Origin of the sequence: Nocardia sp. JMUB6875 (genome assembly GCF_041154655.1) — a bacterium.
Classification (GTDB): domain Bacteria; phylum Actinomycetota; class Actinomycetes; order Mycobacteriales; family Mycobacteriaceae; genus Nocardia.
In genome coordinates, this window is record NZ_BAAFGR010000057.1 from 26,100 (window position 1) to 42,625 (window position 16,526).

The following is a 16,526-nucleotide window of genomic DNA, read 5'->3' on the forward strand; positions in this document are numbered from 1 at the left end:
GGTTGCAGGGAGAGGAAAGACCATGCCCGACTTCGACTACGACGTCGTCGTTATCGGTTCAGGATTCGGGGGGAGCGTTTCGGCGCTGCGCCTGACCGAGAAGGGCTACCGGGTGGCCGTGCTCGAATCCGGCCGCCGGTGGAACGCCGAGGACATTCCCAAGACGAACTGGAATGTGCGCAAATCGATCTGGGCGCCGCGGCTCGGGCTGACCGGGACGCAGCGGATCAGCGTGCTGGGCAAGTGCGCGGTGTTCTCCGCCTCGGGGGTGGGCGGCGGATCGCTGATCTACGGGAACACGCTCTACGAGCCGCTGCCGGCGTTCTACAGCGACAAGCAGTGGGCTCATATCACCGACTGGCGCGCGGAGCTCGCGCCCTATTACGACCAGGCGCAGCGCATGCTGGGTGTCGCGCCGAATCCGCGCATGACCCCCGCCGATGACGTGATCCGTTCGGTGGCAGAGGATCTCGGGGTCGCCGACACCTTCCACGCCACCAATGTGGGCGTGTTCTTCAACGAGGCCGAGCCGGGTGTCGAGGTGGACGACCCGTACTTCGGCGGGGCCGGGCCCCGGCGCAGCGGCTGCATCCACTGTGCGCGCTGTTTCACCGGCTGCCCGCACAACGCCAAGAACACCACGCCCAAGAACTACCTGTACCTGGCCGAGCAGGCCGGTGCGCACGTGTTCGAGCTGACCACCGCCACCAAGGTGCGGCCCATGACCGGCGGCGGGTACGCCATCGAGACGCAGCGTTCGGATCGCTGGGTTCGCAAGGGGCGCAAGGTGTTCACCGCCGAGCAGGTGGTGTTCGCGGCGGCGGCGCTGGGCACCCAGAAGCTGCTGCACAAGATGCGCGACGAGAACGTGCTGCCGAATCTGTCACCGCGGCTGGGTGAGCTGACCCGCTCGAACTCCGAGGCCATCCTCAACGTGGTGAGCAAGGCGCGCGACGATTTCGCCGAGGGCATCGCCATCACCTCCTCGATCCATCCCGAACCCGACACCCATATCGAGGTCTGCCACTACGGCAAGGGCCAGAACGGCCTGTTCCCGCTGTCGGTGCCGCTGGTCGACGGCGGCGCGTTCCGGTTCCTGCGGTTCCTGCTGGCAATGGTGCTGCATCCGGTGGTGTTCGCGCGCAGCCTCAATGCGCGCCGGGCCTCGGAGAAGTCGGTCATCCTGCTGGTCATGCAGTCCCTGGACAACTCGCTGACCTCGTTCCGGCGGTGGGGGCAGCTCAAGACCAAACAGGGCACGGGCAAGCCGAATCCGACCTGGATCCCCCTCGCGCACGAGGTCGGGCGGCGGTTCGGGGAGAAGGTCGACGGGGATGTGCAGATGCTGGCCATGGACGTCTTCAACATCCCGGCCACCGCGCACTACATCGGCGGCTGCGTGATCGGCGAGGGGCCGGAAAGCGGTGTGGTGGACCCGTATCAGCGCGTGTTCGGGCATCCGGGGCTGCACATCGCCGACGGCTCGGCGGTGACGGCGAATCTGGGCGTGAACCCGTCGCTGACCATCACCGCGCAGGCCGAGCGCGCAATGGCGTTCTGGCCCAACCGAAACGAGGCCGACACCCGTCCGGAGCTGGGCGCGCCGTACCGGCGCATCAACCCGGTCGCGCCCAAGCACGCGGTGGTGCCGGACTTCGCGCCCGGCGCGTTGCGGCTGCCCATCTTCCCGACCGAATACCCCACCGATCCGGCCCTGCCCGTGAACTGACATCCGGAGTCCCCACGAACCGAGCGCGGCGGCGTGCCCGGCGGTAGTTTGGGGCGTTGTGCCCGTACCATTCCCGGTATCGATTCGACGAGGAAGGTGAGAGCCGATGCTCGTCCGAGTGCAGAACGCCGCCGGCACCCACGCCGAGAAGGTGCTCATCGATTGGCTGCGCACCTGGAAGGGCACCACCGATCCCAAGGGTGTCGCGACCGTGAATTGCAGTCTGTTCCACGGTGATCGGCTGCATCCCTTCGACGCGGTGGTGTGGACGCCCACCAGCTGCGTGGTGATCGAGGCCGAGGCGCTGTCGGAGAAGCTCGACGGTGAGCTCGAGGTGCCGGTCAACGGCCCGTGGCGGGTCGGCGACCGGATCATCGGCTTCGAGGGCGGCGACAAGCGCACCCCGCTGGACAAGTCCCGCGATCACACCTTCGCACTGCAGAACTGGCTGGCCGAGCGCGGACTCGGGCAGCGCGTCATCCACGGCATCGTGCTGGTGGTGCCGCCGCCCGGGTCGAATCTGCGGGTCAAGCAGCTGTGGAGCGATCCCAGCTTCCAGGTGCTGCTGGGCGACGAGCGGGCGCTGCGCGACCACTTCACCAGCCTGCTCTCGCGCGGGCGGCCGCAATGGTCGGCCAACGATGTGGCGTGGGCGTTCCGCGGCCTGGGCATCCTGCCGTATCTGCCCGCGCCGCAGGACCTGCTCAACGAGGGTTTCCTGGGTCCGGTGGACGTGACGCTGTGGCACGGCGGGCCGCAGCAGGCCCAGGCCGAGGCGTTCGCGGAGGAGCAGGCGCGGCTCGAGCGCGAGGCCGCGATGGCCGGGCACGGCATCCACATTCCGGAGCCGTGGTTCAGCCCGCGCAAGCTCTACCCGCGCACCGGCGACCGGGTCGAGGTGGGGCGCGGGTTCATGCGGGTGATGCTGACGCTGGGGTTCATCGTCGCACTGGCGTGGGGAATCTGGTTCGTCCTCGCGCTGGCGTGGTCGACGCTCTAGCTCAGCGTGAAATCGATACTGCCGCAGGCGTAGCCGTGAAGTAGCGGAACGGCAGATACAGCGCTGTCACGAGTGCGACGGCGGCCGCCGTTCCGCCCAGAACATCGGTCGGATGGTGGTATCCGAAGCCCACCATGCCGATCATGACGGCCGGGAGCACCACGATCATGACGATGGTGGTGACCGTACGGACGCGCGGAGATTCGCTCACCAAGGCGAAGGCGGTCACGACGGCCACCAGCTGGACCGTGTGGCCGCTGGGATAGGCCAGGTAGTGCTGGAGCTCACGGCCCCAGAACGGCTTCAGCGCAAAGGTATTCACCGCCACCACCAGCTCGGGCGCGATCAGCGCGAAGCCCGCCTGCCACCACTGCCGCCGATAGGCGAACCAGGCGGCGGACGCGAGCAGCAGCGGCAGGACGACGTAGCTGTTGCTCGGGAAGATCAGCGCCGAGTACATCCACCGGTGCGCGTCCAGGGCCGAGTGGATGTGGCGCTCCAGGCTCAGGTCCACGCTCGTCGATCCGCCGCCGGACGGAAACGACAGCGGCACAAGCAGAGTGACGACCACTCCCGCCAGCACGAGGGCGGGCAGGGCGGCGCGACGGGGCCAGGTGCCGGGCTGCGCCGGGGCGGGGGTGGTCGATCTGGTCACGCCTGCACGATAGCGACGCTCCCTGCGTCACTCTCGCAGGGCAGGTGTCACTCTCGCAGGGCGGCTCGTTCCAGGAGCCGGCGCGAGCGGGCGGGGGCCCACCAGTTGGCGGTGCCCATGACGCGCATGAAGGCGGGCACCAGCACCATGCGGACCAGGGTGGCGTCCATGAGCACGGCCAGCGCCAGGCCCAGGCCGAGCATGCGGTTCATGGTGACGCCGCTGGCGGCGATGCCCGCGAAGACCACGGCCATGAGCAGGGCCGCGGCGGTGACGATGCGGCCCGAGCGCGCGATACCCAGCGCCACGGCGGTGTCGTTGTCGGCGCGGGTCTTCGCGGACTGCTCCCATTCCTCGGTGAAGCGGGCCAGCAGGAACACCTCGTAGTCCATGGACAGACCGAAGGCCACGCAGAACAGCAGGACCGGCAGGGTGGCGATGGTGTATCCGGTGGCTTGGGTGCCCAGGCCGCCGAGATGGCCCCACTGGAAGATCCAGACGAGTGCGCCGAAGGTCGCCGCCAGTGAGAGTGTGTTGAGCACCAGGGCTTTCAGCGGCAGCACCACACTGCCGGTGAGCAGGAGCAGCAGCACGAAGGTGACGATGGCGATCCACGCGACGGCCTTCGGGAAGCCCTGGGCGATGCCCTGCCCGGCGTCCTCGGTCTGCTGGGCGAGGCCGCCGAAGAGCACCGGGGCGGGCGCCGCCACGGCACGTAAGGCGTCCAATTGCTCTTGCGCCGCTTGCGAATACGGATCGAGTCGAGTGGCGACGGACAGATGCACGGAGTCCAGCCCGGCCGCATTGGGATCCCCCGGGCCGACCAGTTGGCCATTGCGGAAGGTGCCCGCGTGACCGATGACCGCGTCGACATCGGCCACCTTCGACAACTCGGCCGCATAGGCGACCGTGTCGTTCCGCAGGCCGCTCACAATGATCTGTACGGTCCCGGTCGCGTTGTCGTCGAACCGATCTCGCAGCACATCACCCACCTGACGGGATTCCAGCGTGCCGGGCAGTACCCGGTCGTCGGGCAGGCCCAGCTTCAAGCCGACGATCGGTGAGCCCAGCAGCAGGAGCAGGGCCAGGATCGGCAGGGCGTACAGCGCGGGCCGCCGCTGCACACGGCGCGACATCCGGTACAGCGGGCTCCGGTCGACGGGTGCGGCCTCCCGCAACGGTCTCCGGTTGATGCGGTCGCCCAGCAGCATGAGCAGGGCGGGCACCATGGTCAGGGTCAGCAGGATGGACAGGGCCACCACCGCGAGCCCGGCCGAGGCCAGCGAGCGCAGGAAGGCCATGGGGAAGAACAGCATTCCGATCAGCGCGATGCCGACGGTGCTGCCTGAGAACGCGACCGCGCGGCCGCCGCGCTTCATGGCCACGGTCAGGGCCGCGGTGCGGTCGCTCCCCCGCGCGATCTCCTCGCGGTAGCGTCCGATGATCAGCAGCGAGTAGTCGATGGCCAGGGCGAGGCCGATGGCGGTGGTGATATTGAGCGCGAACACCGACAGCTCGACCGCATAGGTCATGACGTACAGCACCGCGCTGGCCCCCGCGATGGCGACCACTCCGGTGACGAACGGAATGACCGCCGCGACAAGGCTTCTCAGGAACCACACCAGCAGCAGGAAGGTCAGCGGCAGCGCGATGGCCTCGGCGACGGCCAGATCCTTCTGGGTCTGCTGCCCGGTATCGCGCCACACCATGGCCTGCCCACCGGCGCGCACGGTGACATCGTCACGGCTGCCGGTGAATTCGGATGCCAGATCGTGGGCGATGCCGGGCGCGGAGTTCTCGTCACCGCGCACGGTGGCCACGATGAGCCCGATCTCGCCGTCCGTGCTCAGCAGCGCCTTGCTCAGCATCGGATCGGTCCACGGCGAGACCGCCCGGGAGATCCGCGAGTCTCCCTTCAGCTGCTGGGCGATCTCCTTGCCGCGGGCGGTCGCGGCCGGACCCGAAGCGCCGCCGGGCGATTCGACCGTCAGCACCAACTGCATCCCCGACATGCCGTAGTCGCGTTCCAGAATGTCGGCGACTTTGGCGGACTCCGACTCCGTGGACACGAACCCGCCGTTGGACAGCCGCGCCGCCGCCTGCGAGCCCAGCGCCCCGCACAGCACGAACGCGATCCCCACCAGCGCCAGCACCAGTTTCGGCGTCCGCAGCGCCGGTGTGATCAGCCGATCGATCATCGCGTGGCCTCGCCATCGTGCGATCGGACGCGTACCGAGATCATGACTCCCCCTCGCGGCATTGCGATCCCCCGCTCGCGCGGGGACGATATCGATCACATCTTGGGGTACGACGGCATGTAGTAGATGTGCGTGTGGTCAACCTCTCAACGATGCACGGCGGCAATAAGGTTCAGTGTGAACGGCCGCGCGGGTCAGTCCAGCATGGCGGCGCGGAGCATGCCCTCGGGGACACCGAGGCCCTCGATGAGGGTGAGGGCTTGGGGGCGCAGGCGGTCGACGAGTTCGTTGACGCCGCGGCGGACGGCCTTGGCCCGCTCGACCGACATGAAGCGGTGCATGATGTACCAGGCCTGGTTCTGCTCGATGGTCCAGTAGACGTAGAGGTCGCAGACGGAATCGGCCAGGGCACGCGCGTCGGGGTCCTCGATATCGGCGATGCCATCGATGAAGGCCTCCAGCACCATTCGCTCGATGTGGGCGGTGCCGGCGGCGAGGATGTGGTCCTGGGCATTGTTGAACGCCTCGAACGGACCGGTCTCCTTGGCGCGGGCGCGCAGGCGGTGCGCCGCGGTGCGGACCATGTAGTCCTCACGGTCGGCGAAGAGCTGCAGCTGCACCGAGCGGCGGGAGAGGTCGGCCTCGTCCACGGTCTCGTCGCCGCGGTCACGCAGCCGCTGGATCATCTGCCGCACACCGGAACGCTCGCGCACCACATCGCGGGCGGTGGTGGCGGCGAAGCGCACCCAGCCCAGTGCGGCGAGATCGCGAACCTCCTCCGCATAGGCAGTCAGCAAGTCTTTGGCTACCAGCTGGGTGAGGACCACGTTGTCACCCTCGAAGGTGGTGAAGACATCGGTGTCGCCTTTTAGGGTGACCAGCCGGTTCTCGGTGAGATAGCCAGCGCCGCCGCAGGCTTCGCGGCACTCCTGGATGGCCGCGGTGGCGTGCCGGGTCTGGGCCACCTTGAGACCGGCCGCGCGATTCTCCAGCGCACGCTGGGCGCGCGGATCCAGATCCTGGCCCGTCTGCACCAGATGCATGCGGCGCACCAGGTCGTTCTGCGCGAAAGCCAGTGCGTAGGAACGGGCTACGAGCGGCAGCAGGCGGCGCTGATGGCTGCGGTAGTCCAGCAGCAGCGTCTCCTCGCCGGTGTCGGGATCGGCGAACTGGCGGCGCTGTTCGGCGTAGCGCACCGCGATGGACAGCGCGACCCGCGCGGCCGCGGCGGCCGCGCCGCCGACGCTGACCCGCCCGCGCACCAGGGTGCCCAGGGTGGTGAAGAAGCGTCGGCTCGGGTTCGAGATCTCGGAGGAATAGGTGCCGTCCGGCGCGACATCGGCGTACCGGTTGAGCAGGTTCTCGCGCGGAATTCGCACCTGGTCGAACACGATTCGGCCATTGTCGACGCCGAGCAGCCCGCCCTTGAGGCCGCAGTCGGAGGTGGTCACGCCGGGCAGGTCGCTGCCCGCCTCGTCGCGGATGGGCACCAGGAAGCAGTGCACGCCCTGGCTCTCGCCGCCGGTGATCAACTGCGCGAAAACCGCTGCCATGCGGGCATGTTCGGCCGCGCCGCCGATGTAGTCCTTGCGCGCGGACGGAGTCGGGCTGTGCACCACGAACTCCTGGGTGGCCGGGTCGTAGGTGGCGGTGGTCTCCAGATTCGCGACATCGCTGCCGTGCCCGGTCTCGGTCATGGCGAAGCAGCCCAGCAGTCGCAGCGAGACCAGATCGTCGATGTAGCCGCGATGCCTATCTGTGCCGAGGTTCTCGACTGCGCCACCGAAAAGTCCCCACTGCACACCGCTTTTCACCCACAGCGACAGATCGTTGTAGGCCAGCATCTCCAGCGCGGTGACCGCCGCGCCCGGATCGGCCGGGCGCCCGTCCACGTGCCGGAAGCCCCGCTCGACCCAGCCGTAGGACGCGACCAGGTGCATTTGTTCCAGGACACGGGCTCGCGCCGCCTTCATGTCGAGGGACGGATCACCGTAGAGGCGGTCGTCGTCGATGCTCGCCCGGGCTTCCTCACGCACCTCCCGCCAAGGGCCGTCGAGTGCCGCGCGTAGCTCTTTCGCAATCGAAATGTCGCTCGTCGCCATACTCGAAAACACTACTGCCCGGGCACCACTGACCCCGGTGATCTTTCGCACCCGTGTACGGTCGGGCTTGTGACCAACGAGTTGGCTACCGACGAGCAAGTGGGGACGGCCCCCCGGCTGCGCGCCCGCTGGCAGCGGCTGCTGACCGGTGCGGTGGACCGGGTGACCGCCGAACATCGCGCCACCGTGGACACGGTGGTGGAAGCCCCCGCACCGCTGCAGCCCATCGACCTCACCGATGACGCGACCGTGACCGAGGTGCTGGATCTGGCCGAGCGGGTGGGCGAGGTGGTGCTCGCCTCGGGCACGGCCGTCACCGACACCACCACCCAGATCGAATTCATCGCCGCCACCTACGGGCTGTCCAAATGCGATATCGACGTCACCTACAACTCGATTCGCATCTCGGCCGACCGCGGCCCGCGACTACCCCCGGCCTCCACCATGCGCGTGGTGCACTACCGCTCCCTCGACTTCACCCGGCTGGCCGCCGTCGATCGGCTCACCCGCCGCATCCGCCGGGAACTGGTGCCGCCGCAGGAGGCCCTGGAAGCACTGGACGAGATCACCTCCGCGCCGCATCCCTACCCGCGATGGTCGGCCACGCTCGGCTGGGCGCTGATGGCCGCGGGCGTCGCGGTGCTGCTCAACGGCGGCTGGCTGATCGCCCTGCTGAGTTTCGCGACGACCACCGCGATCGACCGCACCAACCGGGTCTTGAATCGGCGCGGGCTGCCCTTCTTCTTCCAGCACATGATGGGCGGCATCATCGCCGCCACGCCCGCGGTGCTGGTCTCCACCTTCGCGTCGAGCCTGCATCTGGATCCCTCGCTCATCATCGCGGCGGGAATCGCGGTGCTGCTGGCCGGTTTACAACTGGTCGGCGCGGTGGAGGACGCCATCACAGGTGCGCCGATCACCGCGTCGGCCCGCATGCTGGAGGTGGTCATGATGACCGGCGGCATCATCGCCGGTATCGCGCTCACCCTGCGAGTGGCGGAGGTGTTCGAGGCCTCGGTGCCCTCGGTCGACATGATCTCCTCGCGCGATCTGACCAATCTGCAGATCAAGCTGATCGCCGGTGCCGTGACCTCGGCCGCGTTCGCACTGGCCTGCTACGCCGAGCAGCGGGCGCTGGCCGCGGCGGCGTTCAGCGGTGCGGCGGCGACGGTCGTGTATCTGCTGATCCAGCACTTCGGGTTCGGGCCGATCGTGGCCTCGGGCGGTGCGGCGACCGTGGTGGGTCTGGCCGGTGGTCTGCTCGCGCGGCGGGCGCTGACCCCGCCGTTGGTGGTGGCGGTCGCGGGCATCACGCCCCTGCTGCCCGGTCTGCGGGTGTACCGCGGGCTGTACGCGTTTCTCAATGACGAGTTGCTGATCGGGTTCAATCAGCTCTCGGGTGCGTTCGCGGTCGGGCTGGCCCTGGCCGCCGGTGTCACGCTCGGCGAGTGGATCGCCCGCGACCTGCGCCGACCCCGCATCGTGAGGCGGATCGGCAGCATTCGCCGGCCGCGCTTCGCCTCCAGTTGATCACTGCCCGGTTCGTCCGTTAACGTCGGTCCGCTCGACCGAACGTGGGGACGAATGAACAGCGAGAACGACGATCTGGCGAACCATCCGGATCTGATGGGGTCGGAATGGGCCGACCGCATCGCGCGCATAGAGAAACAGCATGCGCGCCGCCAGCGCTGGTCGAGCCGAAACCGCCGGATGCGCCAGTGGATACCGGTGACCGCGGTGCTGGTGGTGGTGCTGGGTGCGTGGGTCGCGTTCAATCGGCCGAATCTCGGGGCGGCCGGGGTGCCGAGTTCGGGGCAGCCGAGTACGACCTCGACCAAGCGGGCGCCGGAATCCGTGCGGGTGAATCTCGCGATGCCGTTTCTCAATACTCCCGCGGCGGGCTGGGCCGACGGTGCGGAGGGATTCGTGGCTCCCGTGCCCGCGCCGGTCGGGCGGTTCGACGCGGACGCCGTCGCGTCGGCCTACGAGCGCACCCGCCAGGCCCTGATCACCGCGCGGGTCGACCGCGCCACGCTGCTGGCCAATGACACCGCGAAGGTGCTGAGCCAATTCGCGCCCAAATTCCGCGAGTACGCCGAGAAGCAGATCCGGGATACGCCCGAGGACGGCAAGGGCATGTTCGTCACCGCCCTCGCGCCGGGCCAGCAATTGCTGCCCGCGCAGCCGAAGGTGAACGGCACCATGGCCGCCCAGGTCAATGCGGAAGGCGATCTCGCGGTGCACACCAATTACGTGGTGGCCTACGCGTTCGATCCGGGTAATCCGCAAAAGGTCCGCCAGGCGATGGACATCGTGGTGGTGCAACGGTGGGAGATCGATTACACCTTCGTCGGCGCGACGGACGGCTCGGGGCGGCCGTATGCGGCCGAGGCCCAGGGCATCTGGCTGCGCAACGGCCAGGGTCACACCTACGCCGTGGATTGTTCCTGGGCCAGAAAGGGTTTCCTGGCCCCTTCCTTCGGCAACGGCTACGGGTTAACACCGCCCGAGCACAACTCCGATTACTACTTCGACCCCACCCATTCGATTCCCACCACCGATGGCTGCCACTGATCGGAAATAGCTGAATTGCATTGTATTGCAACGTTTTTCACTTCTCGTGATCTTCACTGTTACCGTGTCGTATGGGCATGAGGCGACCGCGTGATCGAGATGTGTTCGCGCTATGGGGCAAACTCGTAGCGCGCTACCGGTTCGTCGTGCTCGCCCTGGTCGCGGCCGCGATGCTGGCGCTGGGCGGCTACGCCTGGGGCTTCGAGAGTCATCTCAGCGCGGGCGGTCTGGACGATCCGAGTTCGGAGTCCGTGCTCGAATCGCAGCTGTCCGCCGTCAATTTCGAGGCGACCCACGATGTCGATGTGGTCGTGCTGTACAAGGCGCCCGAGGGCACGACGTTCGATGATCCGGAAGTCAGTCAGCCGGTGGTCGACGCTCTCAACGCGCTCCCCCAACGCTTTCCGAACGAGATCGCGGGTGTGAGTTTCGCCTACTGGCAGAATGTGAACTCCCTGCGCGGGCCCTCCGCCGCCTTCGCCAGCAAGGACAAGACGCGCACGATCGCGGGTATCGCCCTGAAGGAGATCGACGGCGGCGATCTCGCGGCGGAGTACGCGAAGGTGAAGGGCGCGTTCACGGTTCCCGGGATCGAGGTGCAGGTCGGTGGGTTGCAGCCGGTCGCGACGGCGCTGACCGACACCATTTCCGCCGATACCCATCGGATGGAGCTGCTGGCCATTCCGGCGGTGGCGGTGCTGTTGTTCTTCATCTTCGGCGGCGTGGTGGCCGCGTCGCTGCCGCTGTTGATGGGTGTGCTCACCGTGTTGGGCGCGAACGGGATCGTGCGGTGGATCACGAACTATACGGAGGTGAATTCCTTCGTGGCCCCGGTTGTTTCGATGATCGGGCTGGGGTTGGCGATCGATTACGCGCTGTTCATCGTGAGCCGGTTCCGTGAGGAGGTGGCCGCGGGGTATGACACGCCGACGGCGGTGCGCCGCACGGTGATGACCGCCGGACGCACGGTGTTGTTCTCGGCCACCATGATCGTGGCCAGCCTGGGCGGCATGCTGATCTTCCCGCAGGGGTTCCTGAAGTCGATCGCCTACGGCGCGATCGCCACGGTCACCCTGGCGGCTTTGACCGCCGTCACGATTCTGCCCGCGATGCTGGCGATCCTGGGGCGGCGGGTGGATGCGCTGGGTATCAAGCGATTCCGGCGCACGCCGTCGGCGGCCGAGGTGGAGAACGGTTTCTGGGGGCGGTCCACCGACTGGGTGATGCGGCATCCGCGCAAGATCACCGCGGTGCTGATCCTCGGATTGCTGCTGTTGATCGTGCCGGTGCGCAATATCGCCTTCGGCGGGTTCAGCGAGAAGTATCTGCCGCCGGACAATACGGTGCGCGTCGCCCAGCAGCAGATCGACTCCTATTTCCCTTACCGCAAGTCCGATCCGATCGAATTGATCGTCAAGACGGACGACAGCACCCAGGTCGGGCCACTGCTCGCGCAGGCGAGCAAGGCGCCCGGGCTGCTGCCCGCCGGGTTCGACATTCCGACCCGGTCGAAGAAGCAGCCGGATATCTACCGCACGTCGGCGTTCCTGGTCGATTCGACCAAGTACGACAAGACGATCGATTACATCCGGGCGCTGCCGGTTCCCGACGAGGTGACCCTGCTGGTCGGCGGCGTGCCGACCATTCAGCACGATGCGATCGCGGCGCTGCTGAACCGGCTGCCCTTGATGATCCTGCTGGTGCTGGCCTTCACCACCATCCTCATGTTCCTCACCTTCGGATCGCTGGTCCTGCCGCTCAAGGCCGCATTCATGAGCGTCCTCGGCCTGGGCTCCACCCTGGGCATCCTCACCTGGATCTTCACCGAGGGTCATGGCGCGACCCTGCTCAACTTCACCCCCCAGCCGATCCAGGCCAACATCCTGTTCCTCATCATCGCGATCATCTACGGGCTCTCCACGGACTATGAGGTATTCCTCTTGTCCCGCATGGTCGAAGCCCGCGCCCGCGGTGCGACCACCGAGGAGGCGATCCGGTCCGGCACCGCACACACCGGCCGCATCATCACCGCGGCGGCCCTGATCCTGCTCGTGGTGACCGGCGCCTTCGCCTTCTCCGACCTGGTCCTCATGCAGTACATCGCCTACGGCATGATCGCCGCCCTGCTCATCGACGCCACCGTCCTGCGCATGCTTCTGGTGCCCGCCACCATGAAGCTTCTCGGCGACCGCGTCTGGTGGGCCCCGGGCTGGATGAAGCGCATCCAACGCCGAATCGGCCTGAGCGAACCCGTTCTTCGGGCCGAGCCCCAGCACCTCCGCGAACCCGAACTCGTCGACGCCAGGAGTTGACCATGACCGGAATCGACGAATCGGCGACCGGGTTGGGCCTGCGGCGGCTGCCGCCGGTGCGAGGGTTCGCCGAGTGGCCCGCCCAGGGGTCGCCGAAGAACGAGGGCAAGGCGCTGCGAAAGTCGGTGCCGCGCAGCGCACATGCCGCACTCGAGCTCGACGGGTCCCGGCCGCACGTGGCCGATGCCGTCGAGGAATCCAATCGCGGCCGGATCGCCGAGCTCACTCCGCTGCGCGCGGGCCGAATGGCGGCCACGCCCTTCGCCTTTCTACGCGGTTCGGCGGGTCTGATGGCGTACGACCTCGCGCGTACACCCATGACAGGGATCCGAGCGCAGATCTGCGGGGATGCGCATGCCGCCAACTTCGGGTTGTACGCCGATGCGCGCGGCGAACTCGTCATCGACCTCAACGACTTCGACGAGACCGCCGAGGGACCCTGGGAGTGGGACCTCAAACGGCTCGCCGCCTCGCTCGTACTCGCGGGCCGCGAGGCCGGGGCCGATGAGAACCGCTGTCGCAAAGCGGCTTTCGACGCGGCGGGCGCCTATCGCCGCACCATGCGACTGCTCGCCGAGCTGCCGGTGCTCGACGCGTGGAACGCCATCGCGGACGAGGAACTCGTCTCCCACGCCGACGCCCACGACCTGCTCGGCACGTTGAAGCGAGTCGCGAAAAAGGCGCGCGCCAACACCAGCGGGCGCTTCGCATCGACGTCGACCGAGGAGGCCGAGGACGGCGGGCGGCGCTTCATCGAGGCGCTGCCGGTGCTGCGCCGGGTGCCGGACGCGGAGGCCGCGGCGGTGGCGTCGGCCCTCGAGCAGTACGTGACGACAGTCCCCGAGGACCTGCACCCACTGCTGGCCCGCCACGCCGTGCACGACGTCGCCTTCCGCGTCGTCGGCACCGGCAGCGTCGGCACCCGCTCGTATGTCGTTCTCCTCCTGGACCATCGGGGCGAGCCCCTCGTCCTCCAAGTGAAGGAGGCCCGCCCGTCCACGCTGGTCCCCCATCTGGTGACCGCCGGTTTCGAGGCGCCGGACGTGGACCACGAAGGCCGCCGAGTCGTCCTAGGCCAGAAGCGAATGCAGGTCGTCAGCGACATCCTGCTCGGCTGGACTACGGTGCACGGCCGCCCCTTCCAGGTCCGGCAGTTTCGCAACCGCAAGGGCAGCGTCGACCCGGCAGAACTCCCCGCCGACGAAATAGACGACTACGCCCGCATGACCGGCGCCCTCCTGGCCCGCGCCCACTCCCACACCGCCGACCCCCGCCTGATCGCCGGATACTGCGGCAAGAGCGAGGAATTGGATCAGGCGATCGCCGACTTCGCCGTCGCCTACGCCGACCGTACGGAGGCCGACCACGCGGATCTGGTGGCGGCGGTGCGGTCCGGCCGGATCGCCGCGGAGATGTGAGACTCAGTCCGCGACCAGGCCGATGCCTCGGCCGATGTCGGCGAGGGTGGAGTCGAAGAGGACGTCGGGGTGGGAGATTTGGATGGGGTAGTTGTTGAAGACCTCTAGGGTTACGTGGCCGTAGAGGCGGGCCCAGAACTGGATCATGACGTAGCTGACGCCTAGGTCGAGCTTCTCGGCGGGGAACTTCTGGCCTGAATCCGCCAGGACGGCAAGGAGTTCGGTTTGGAACTTGATCAGGTCGTCGCGGAGTTCGGGCGGGATGAGGTCCAGGGGTGGGGTGACCACCTCGTATTCGGTGAGCAGGCGGCCGGCCGCGCCGAGGAAGATGCGGCCCACGGGTTCGCCGAATTGCTGCATGGCGCTGGTGATTCCGGCGGTCACCGGGGAGGCGAAGACGAGGGTGAATTCGCGGGAGTGGGTCAGGGCCCAGGTGCGGAAGCCGCGGCAGATGGCGAAGAAGCGGGCGCCCGCGTCGTCGGGGAGGTCGGCGATGGCGGCTTCGAGGTCCTTGGCCAGGTCGGCGCAGACGTCGGTGCGCACCGCGGCGACCAGATCGTCGCGGGATTCGTAATAGCGGTAGAGCGCGGGAGCGGTGATGCCCAGCTCCCGCGCGATGGCCCGCAGCGTGATCGCGTCCGGGCCTTGTTCGACCAGCAGTGACCGCGCGACGCGGCGGATGTCGGCGTCGCTGACCGCAGGCATCCGGCCGCGTCGACGGGGTTCACTCATGCTGGTTTCGACCACTCACTCGTACTTGACCTGCCAGCTCTTGATGCCGTTCAGCCAGCCCGAACGCAGGCGGACCGGATCGGAGACCTGGCTCAGGTTCGGCATCACATCGGCGATGGCGTTGAACATGAGGTCGATCTCCAGTCGGGCCAGGTTGGCGCCCACGCAGAAGTGGGTGCCGGTGCCGCCGAAGCCTACATGGGGATTCGGGTTCCGGAGGACATTGAACTCGAACGGATTCTCGAAGACGGTCTCGTCGAAGTTGGCGGCGGAGTAGAACATTCCGACGCGCTGGCCCTTCTTCAGCTCCTGTCCGCCCAGGACGGTGTCCTGGAGAACGGTGCGCTGGAAGGCGATGACCGGGGTGGCCCAGCGGACGATCTCGTCGGGCGCGGTGCGCGGGCGCTGCTCGCGGTAGAGCTCCCACTGGTCGGGGTGGTCGACGAACGCCTTCATGCCGTGGGTGATGGCATTACGGGTGGTCTCGTTGCCGGCGACCGCCAAAAGGATGACGAACCAGGCGAATTCGTCCGAGGCCAGGGCCTCGCCGTCGACGTCGGCATTGAGCAGCGTGGACATGATGTCCCCGTGGCCGTCCAGGTCGACGGGGCACTTGCGCTTCTCCTCGGCCAGGTTCCAGGAGTAGCCCATGACCTCGGCGGTGGCGACCTTGTGGTCACCCTCGAAGTCCGGATCGTCGTAGGAGATCATCTGGTTGGTCCACTCGAAGATCTTGCCGCGATCCTCCTGCGGAATGCCGATGAGCTCGGCGATGGCCTGCAGCGGCAGCTCGCAGGCGACCTGGGTGACGAAGTCGCCGGAGCCGGTCTTCTTGGCCTCGTGCACGATTCGCTCGGCGCGCTCGCGCAGCGCGTTGCGCAGGCTCTCCACCGCGCGCGGCGTGAAGCCCTTCGACACGATGCGGCGCAGCTTGGTGTGGCGCGGCGGATCCTGGTTCAGCAGCAGGAACCGCTGGACCTCGATCTCCTCGCGCATGATGTCGTCGTAGAAGCGGATGACCGCGGTGTTCTCCTCCGAGGAGAACACCTCCGGAGTCTTCGAGATCTCCTTGATGTCTTCCATCTGAGTGACGGCCCAGTACCCGTCATCCTTGAACCCGCTGCCCACCTGCGGAATCCAGGCAACAGGGCTGGTACGGCGGAGCTCGGCGAACTCCTCGACAGGCAGGCGAGTCGAGAGCAGATCAGGATCGGTGAAATCAATCCGATTGGGGATGGACGGCGCGGACACGGAACCTCCTTTGGAACACGTTCGCCGCCGAGTGTTCCACACCACACCCCGCTTTGTGAACACCTATTACTAAATAGCGTTCATTTGATGTGTCATGGCCGGTCGAGACGCAGGAGGTTATTGCGGCGGAGCCGGTTTGATGGCGATGCTGTGCAGGGCCTCGGGTGATGTCTCGTTGTCCGCACCATGGACGGTGAGCCCTACCCTGCGGACGATTCGCAGGGGTGTTTCAGGAAGCACAAGCGTGACGGAAGAGTTCTGAGCCTGCTCGGCGAAGTCCGGATTGCATGCCATCAGGGCCGCGTCGGGTGTCCAGTGGTAGCGGATCGACGCGTTGTCGGCTCGGGACCGGCCGCCGTCAAGGGTGATCGTGTGACCGCTGTATCCAGTGGTCGGGCCGGTGATAACCGCTCGGATGCCGGTGCTCCTATCGGGCGATGCCATGAGCGCGATCGTATCCGCGGGTTCGCGGAACGCCCCTATGGCGTTGCGGCCATGGCGTCGCGGACGATTCGGTCGACAGCCTTGGCGGTGGTGGGGAGGTCGGAGTGGGGG

Annotated in this window: 12 protein-coding genes; 6 read left to right on the forward strand and 6 right to left on the reverse strand. The window is 67.6% G+C overall.

All coding sequences use genetic code 11. The features are described from left to right. The first annotated feature begins 22 nt into the window (after window positions 1–22). Entirely contained in the window at window positions 23–1,729 is a 1,707-nt protein-coding gene (locus ACAM49_RS16915; RefSeq protein ID WP_369636467.1) for a GMC oxidoreductase, read from the forward strand. A 106-nt stretch (window positions 1,730–1,835) separates the two neighbouring features. Further along, the gene (locus ACAM49_RS16920; protein WP_369636468.1) at window positions 1,836–2,729 is read left to right on the forward strand and encodes a nuclease-related domain-containing protein; all 894 of its coding nucleotides are present in this window, start codon (window positions 1,836–1,838) and stop codon (window positions 2,727–2,729) included. Window position 2,730: 1 nt separating this feature from the next. Here the strand turns inward: ACAM49_RS16920 and ACAM49_RS16925 are convergent, their stop codons facing one another. The 3 genes from ACAM49_RS16925 to ACAM49_RS16935 form a co-directional block, all read right to left on the reverse strand. Next, complete coding sequence (locus ACAM49_RS16925; protein ID WP_369636469.1) at window positions 2,731–3,384, reverse strand: phosphatase PAP2 family protein; 654 nt, start codon at window positions 3,382–3,384, stop codon at window positions 2,731–2,733. 47 nt (window positions 3,385–3,431) lie between these two features. Beyond that, window positions 3,432–5,582, reverse strand: coding sequence for an efflux RND transporter permease subunit (locus tag ACAM49_RS16930; protein WP_369636470.1), 2,151 nt, complete (start codon window positions 5,580–5,582; stop codon window positions 3,432–3,434). Window positions 5,583–5,776: 194 nt separating this feature from the next. Beyond that, entirely contained in the window at window positions 5,777–7,684 is a 1,908-nt protein-coding gene (locus ACAM49_RS16935; protein ID WP_369636471.1) for an acyl-CoA dehydrogenase, read from the reverse strand. A 99-nt stretch (window positions 7,685–7,783) separates the two neighbouring features. On the opposite strand from ACAM49_RS16935, the gene ACAM49_RS16940 reads away from it, so the two are divergent. The 4 genes from ACAM49_RS16940 (at window position 7,784) to ACAM49_RS16955 (ending at window position 13,988) form a co-directional block, all read left to right on the forward strand. After that, complete coding sequence (locus tag ACAM49_RS16940) at window positions 7,784–9,214, forward strand: threonine/serine exporter ThrE family protein (protein ID WP_369636479.1); 1,431 nt, start codon at window positions 7,784–7,786, stop codon at window positions 9,212–9,214. A gap of 54 nt (window positions 9,215–9,268) precedes the next feature. After that, entirely contained in the window at window positions 9,269–10,258 is a 990-nt protein-coding gene (locus ACAM49_RS16945) for a hypothetical protein (protein ID WP_369636472.1), read from the forward strand. Between the two features lie 101 nt (window positions 10,259–10,359). After that, entirely contained in the window at window positions 10,360–12,570 is a 2,211-nt protein-coding gene (locus ACAM49_RS16950) for an MMPL family transporter (protein WP_369636480.1), read from the forward strand. Between the two features lie 2 nt (window positions 12,571–12,572). After that, window positions 12,573–13,988, forward strand: a complete 1,416-nt coding sequence (locus ACAM49_RS16955) for a DUF2252 domain-containing protein (protein WP_369636473.1) — start codon at window positions 12,573–12,575, stop codon at window positions 13,986–13,988. A 3-nt stretch (window positions 13,989–13,991) separates the two neighbouring features. On the opposite strand, the gene ACAM49_RS16960 is transcribed toward ACAM49_RS16955, so the two are convergent. From ACAM49_RS16960 to ACAM49_RS16970, 3 genes are all read right to left on the reverse strand, one after another. Further along, window positions 13,992–14,720: a TetR/AcrR family transcriptional regulator gene (locus ACAM49_RS16960; protein ID WP_369636474.1), complete on the reverse strand. Its 729-nt coding sequence runs from the start codon at window positions 14,718–14,720 to the stop codon at window positions 13,992–13,994. 15 nt (window positions 14,721–14,735) lie between these two features. Further along, window positions 14,736–15,971 carry a cytochrome P450 gene (locus ACAM49_RS16965; protein WP_369636475.1) on the reverse strand — a complete coding sequence of 412 codons (1,236 nt, stop codon included), beginning with the start codon at window positions 15,969–15,971 and terminating at the stop codon, window positions 14,736–14,738. A 117-nt stretch (window positions 15,972–16,088) separates the two neighbouring features. Next, window positions 16,089–16,415 (reverse strand): hypothetical protein, encoded by a 327-nt coding sequence (locus ACAM49_RS16970; RefSeq protein ID WP_369636476.1) that lies wholly within the window; start codon window positions 16,413–16,415, stop codon window positions 16,089–16,091. Between the last annotated feature and the right edge of the window lie 111 nt (window positions 16,416–16,526).